General features: G+C 68.3%; 1 protein-coding gene. It reads left to right on the plus strand.

Annotated features, from left to right (window positions below; translation table 11 throughout):
- Window positions 1–479 (plus strand): aminotransferase class I/II-fold pyridoxal phosphate-dependent enzyme (locus HX846_RS38575; protein WP_178967622.1); only part of this gene is annotated, 479 nt, incomplete at both ends.

Consider the following 479-nt stretch of genomic DNA (forward strand, 5'->3'; position numbering starts at 1 on the left):
CCGCGAACACCTGCAAAGTGCCGCCGACCTTGCCTGCGCCGCCAACCTGGCCAAGTGGCAGGCCCTTCCCGCGCCCATGGGTCACCCCAACCGTGAAACCCGCCCGAGCCGGGACTTTATCGGCGGTGCCACCGCCCGCAGCCAGTTCCCCCAGGATGAATGGCGGCGCTGCACCCTCGATGCCTTGCGCCGTATCTCACAGGACAGCGGCTTCTACAGCCGGCCGGAAGGCTTGCCGGCCCTGCGCAGTGCAATCGCCGGGCATATCGCATTTTCCCGTGGGGTCAGGTGCAGCGAAGACGACATCGTAGTCACCAACGGCGCCCAGCAGGCGCTTGACCTGATCGCCCGCGTGGTGCTGGAACCGGGCACCGTCGTCGCCATGGAAGACCCCGGCTACACCCCGGTGCGACTGATGTTCGACGCCATGGGGGCGACCGTGGTGTGCGTGCCGGTGGACGAACACGGCCTGCGGGTCG

The organism is Pseudomonas sp. K5002 (assembly GCF_013386655.1).
Lineage (GTDB): Bacteria > Pseudomonadota > Gammaproteobacteria > Pseudomonadales > Pseudomonadaceae > Aquipseudomonas.